The sequence below is a fragment of the uncultured Nitrospira sp. genome, assembly GCA_902500695.1.
Classification (GTDB): Bacteria; Nitrospirota; Nitrospiria; order Nitrospirales; family UBA8639; genus Nitrospira_E.
The window spans coordinates 25,167-29,142 of record CABVRQ010000045.1; the positions used below are offsets into that span (position 1 = coordinate 25,167).

Here is a 3,976-nt window from a genome sequence, read left to right on the forward strand (position 1 = left end):
GTCCATGCTGATTCGAGCCATACTCATCGTTCTCGCAGTGGGTGGATGCACCATGAGCCCTCCCGTTACGGGAACGATCGTTGATCTGACCTATCCCTTTAATGAGCACACGGTGTATTGGCCCACGAATGAGCCTTTTCATTGGAAGAAAACCAGCTGGGGACCTACCCAACAAGGGTACTGGTATGCATCTGCGGTGTACTCTGCCTCTGAACATGGGGGGACGCATATGGATGCGCCTATCCATTTTTCGGAATCAGGCTGGAGCCTGGATGAAATTCCCGTCGACCAGTTAACAGGTGAAGTGGTCCTGTTGGATATTCGAGCACAAGTGGATTCAAACCCGGATTACACTCTACAGGCTGAGGATATCGCCCAATGGGAAATCTCCTACGGTCCAATCCCTCCAAAAGCCATCGTGTTACTCTTTACGGGGTTTGGACAGTATTGGCCGGACAAAGCCCGATATCTTGGCAGCTCCACCCCGGAGGATCCCACCACACTCCATTTCCCAGGGTTCTCTGCCGACGCCGTAACCTTTCTGCTGACGAAACGGGACATTTTGGGAATTGGCATAGATACAGCCAGCATAGATGCCGGGCAGTCACGAGACTTTCCGGTTCATCAACTTCTTGGTCGAGCGAATCATTTTGCGTTGGAGAATGTGGCACATCTTGGACGATTACCACCTCGGGGCGCTCGCGTGACGGCTCTCCCGATGAAGATTCAAGGCGGTACAGGAGGCCCGGTTCGAATTATCGCAACCGTGCCGTAGGGGGCTGTTTATTTCACGTGCTGAACGAAAGATTCTCTCGATCTCTCAAATACACCCGGAGCATTATTGATGATGAACAAAAGGAAATTATGGTTACGATTACGTTAATGGGAGATTTGCAAACTGTTGATGGAGAGCGAGCCCTTGGATGCGAGATTGCGGACTCCATCTCCGTGAAGCAACTGATCAGAAAACAAGGCAAACCGCTTCGGGAAATCTTTCAGTTGTTAAAAGAAAAAAAAGTCATGGTGACGGTCAATAAGCGAATCGCGAGTGAAGAGACGAAAGTCTACGATGGAGATGCGGTTTATATTGTCGCTCACGATGGAATGGGACAAAGCGGACTCACTCTCTCACACTACTAATTCAAGATGATCATGGAGGAGGAATAGGGGACCCTAGGTTCTCCAATGATTCACCCACGGGCTTCGGTCTTCTTGCAGACCCTTCCATACTGAAGCGGTCTTCCTGGAAGGGTATCAGTGGAAACGATTTGATCAATCAACGATCACGCACGCAAAGAAAGGGAGCCGCTTCATTGAACGGCTCCCCTCTCATGTTGAGACCTGGTTATCCTTCCGTAATTTCAATTTTGCGAGGTTTGGCAGGCCCGACTTTTGGCAGAGTCACTCGCAAAACTCCATTATTCAGCTTGGCATCAATATGTTCCTGATCAATCACTTCAGACAGGGTAAATTGTCGAAAATATTTCCCGGTGGCATACTCCTGTAATACATATTCCTCTTTCTCAGAAACAGAGGTTGATGGCACACCGCTCAAGGAAAGCACATCGTTACGAAGATCAATTGTGACATTTTCGGATGGCACCCCGGGCATATCCGCCACAATTGTCAGGGCTTGATCGTCTTCAAATATGTCAACATTGGGTGAAAATACCCGACCAGGGATCGTTTGTTCCGCATCCGACGTCACTTCCCGTTTATCCCGCACTTGTATGTCCTGAGTCTGTGTGGTCATGTGTTCATCCTCCTTTGGTATTGAATGGGGCTTCCCCCATCTCTCACCTTCATGCCAATTTTTTTATCCGCTAATGGCGATTTTTTTAGGTTTGGCCTTTTCTGATTTAGGCAAGACCACCATCAACATGCCGTGTTGATATTTGGCTTGTACTCGCTCATGGTCCACATCCGTGGGTAACGTTAACTGTCGCCGTATTTTTCCGGCTTCCCGCTCTTTGCGATGATAGCGCACATTCGAACCTTCATCGGGAATCGCCCGCTCACCCGTGATTGTAAGACTTCGGCCTGTGACCGAAACATCCAACTGATCGAGTGTCACACCGGGTATTTCCGATCGGACATATACATTCTCGCTATCATGTGAGACAGTCAGAAGCGGATAGACGCCTGCCGGGGTTTCCCGACCATTGGCTTGGCTTCGATCACTGAACAGCCGACCAAGGTAACGTTGAATCTGATCGAATTCTGAATTCTCACCGCGTAACGCTTCAAAAGGCCAATTCTCTAATCTTCGAATGATCATAGTTTACCCCTCCTCATTGTACCTCTCGTAACATTGCTCATTCCTTCAGATCCTTGTTGATTCGTCGTGATACCCTCGAAGGTAAAACATGCATCGATGTTGCTTAAAAGATAATTTCAAAATCCAGGGAGTCAAGTAGGCTGACGCAATTCGGGAAAATGCATCAAATGTAGGAGGTGTATTTCTCATTTAAGGAGGAGCAGGAATTTTTTCTGAAAGTAGTCATGCTCGCATATTTATGAAATACCATCAGAGGTTTAATCAAGCTCCTGAGCAGCATTCTCAGAGAACATTCACTGATAAAAAAGTGGTTGGTTGATGCATGTATTTGGAAGGACATGACATCACAACCGTTCATTATCAAGGGGAGGGATGGTGCACCCTGTAAGGTGTTCGTCAACACATGAAGCAATCAGATAAACAGCCCTTTCCTTACTATACCGTTAAGTCTCTCTATCCTTTCGCGCTATCACTGTTATGATGATGGACATCTGGCCGCTATTGACATTGCTCAACCCAAATCGTGAATGTACTACTTCCCAGGTTTTACTGCCCTTTGTCTAACGCCGCTCACCATTCAAAAAGGGAGGACTCAATGAATCAGCGATCTATGGGTCTCGGATTACTGTTCCTCATGGTGTTGGTATGGAGTGGATGCGATTCAGGCGAATACGGGAAAGAAACGAAGCCGGAGCCCAAAACGGAAAGTATCCCAATGTCGACGGCCGAAGTTCCTGGCATGGCGGAAACTCCACAGGTGGAAGGTGCTCTGATGGCAATTGCCGGAGTCGCCGGTGCAGCAGAAAATGAGGAAGGGGTCAATCATTTTCAACAGGGGCATTGGGATGTGGCTCAAGAACATTTTTCGAAGGCCATAGCCGCGAATGCTGACCTTCCGGAAGCTCATTACAATCTTGCGCTCGCATTAGATAAGTTGGGGAATCACGGTGACGCCACGAAGCATTTTAAAAAGGCCTTGCAGCTGGCTCCGGCTGATCCGATGATTGCCGGTTCTCAAATTCTTCAGGCTCATGTGGGCGGGTGAAATACTCCCGTTTAGATTGGTCCAGTAAGGCATGGGGGTTATCATGGGACTTTTCGGGCATGCTTACAGCTCCCGTATTGAGGCGCAACGCTGGCCTGAATCCCGGTAGAATGTTTTCTACCGGTGGGAAGCAAGCTATGCCTTGAGTGCTAATCGCCTTTCTCAAGACAGGGCTCGCACCGGAATTATTTTTCCACTACCACAACACACTGGAACAGATTTGAACTCACCCCAATTCCTTGAGTCAAATTTGCCAGGCACTCTCCCAATGGACGCGTTGTATTACCCCTTTCATTTATGTCACGAACAGACTCTCCATCAGATTTTGGAAGACTATTCCCATGTCCATTTTCGTGATTTCATGGCCTTGCAATTGACTCCCCTTATGGGGACAACGGGGTTTCCGGACCGGATGGGAGATTATTATCCTGATCTTTTAGAGAACGGCAAAATTGTACAAGGATATGATGATAGTGGGCAGTTAAGTCCGGAGATCGCCACTGCAGTCAATCGGGATCTAATCGATCCTCTTTGGCGATTGATCTTTCATGAGGCCTTGAGGAATGATCGAGGTTTTCAGCGAGGGTTAGTGGCGTTTTCCCAGGATAGCCAAGGCAGGATGACTGCTCCCACCGATTCCGAGCTCTTGGGGG

General features: G+C 48.4%; 6 protein-coding genes. 4 read left to right on the forward strand and 2 right to left on the reverse strand.

Annotated features, from left to right (window positions below; translation table 11 throughout):
* Together AAH187_RS12170 and AAH187_RS12175 are read left to right on the forward strand one after the other, a co-directional pair.
* A partial coding sequence (locus AAH187_RS12170) for a cyclase family protein (RefSeq protein WP_342348731.1) occupies positions 1–775 on the forward strand: 775 nt, incomplete at its 5' end.
* Positions 776–792: 17 nt separating this feature from the next.
* The gene (locus AAH187_RS12175; RefSeq protein ID WP_342348732.1) at positions 793–1,140 is read left to right on the forward strand and encodes a MoaD/ThiS family protein; all 348 of its coding nucleotides are present in this window, start codon (positions 793–795) and stop codon (positions 1,138–1,140) included.
* 205 nt (positions 1,141–1,345) lie between these two features.
* Here AAH187_RS12175 and AAH187_RS12180 read toward each other — a convergent pair whose 3' ends face one another.
* Together AAH187_RS12180 and AAH187_RS12185 are read right to left on the reverse strand one after the other, a co-directional pair.
* Positions 1,346–1,753 carry an Hsp20/alpha crystallin family protein gene (locus AAH187_RS12180; RefSeq protein WP_342348733.1) on the reverse strand — a complete coding sequence of 136 codons (408 nt, stop codon included), beginning with the start codon at positions 1,751–1,753 and terminating at the stop codon, positions 1,346–1,348.
* 63 nt (positions 1,754–1,816) lie between these two features.
* Complete coding sequence (locus AAH187_RS12185; protein ID WP_342348734.1) at positions 1,817–2,278, reverse strand: Hsp20/alpha crystallin family protein; 462 nt, start codon at positions 2,276–2,278, stop codon at positions 1,817–1,819.
* Positions 2,279–2,873: 595 nt separating this feature from the next.
* Here AAH187_RS12185 and AAH187_RS12190 point away from each other — a divergent pair.
* Complete coding sequence (locus AAH187_RS12190) at positions 2,874–3,323, forward strand: tetratricopeptide repeat protein (protein ID WP_342348735.1); 450 nt, start codon at positions 2,874–2,876, stop codon at positions 3,321–3,323.
* Positions 3,324–3,591: 268 nt separating this feature from the next.
* The coding region (locus AAH187_RS12195; RefSeq protein ID WP_342348736.1) for a hypothetical protein at positions 3,592–3,976 on the forward strand (385 nt) is incomplete at its 3' end.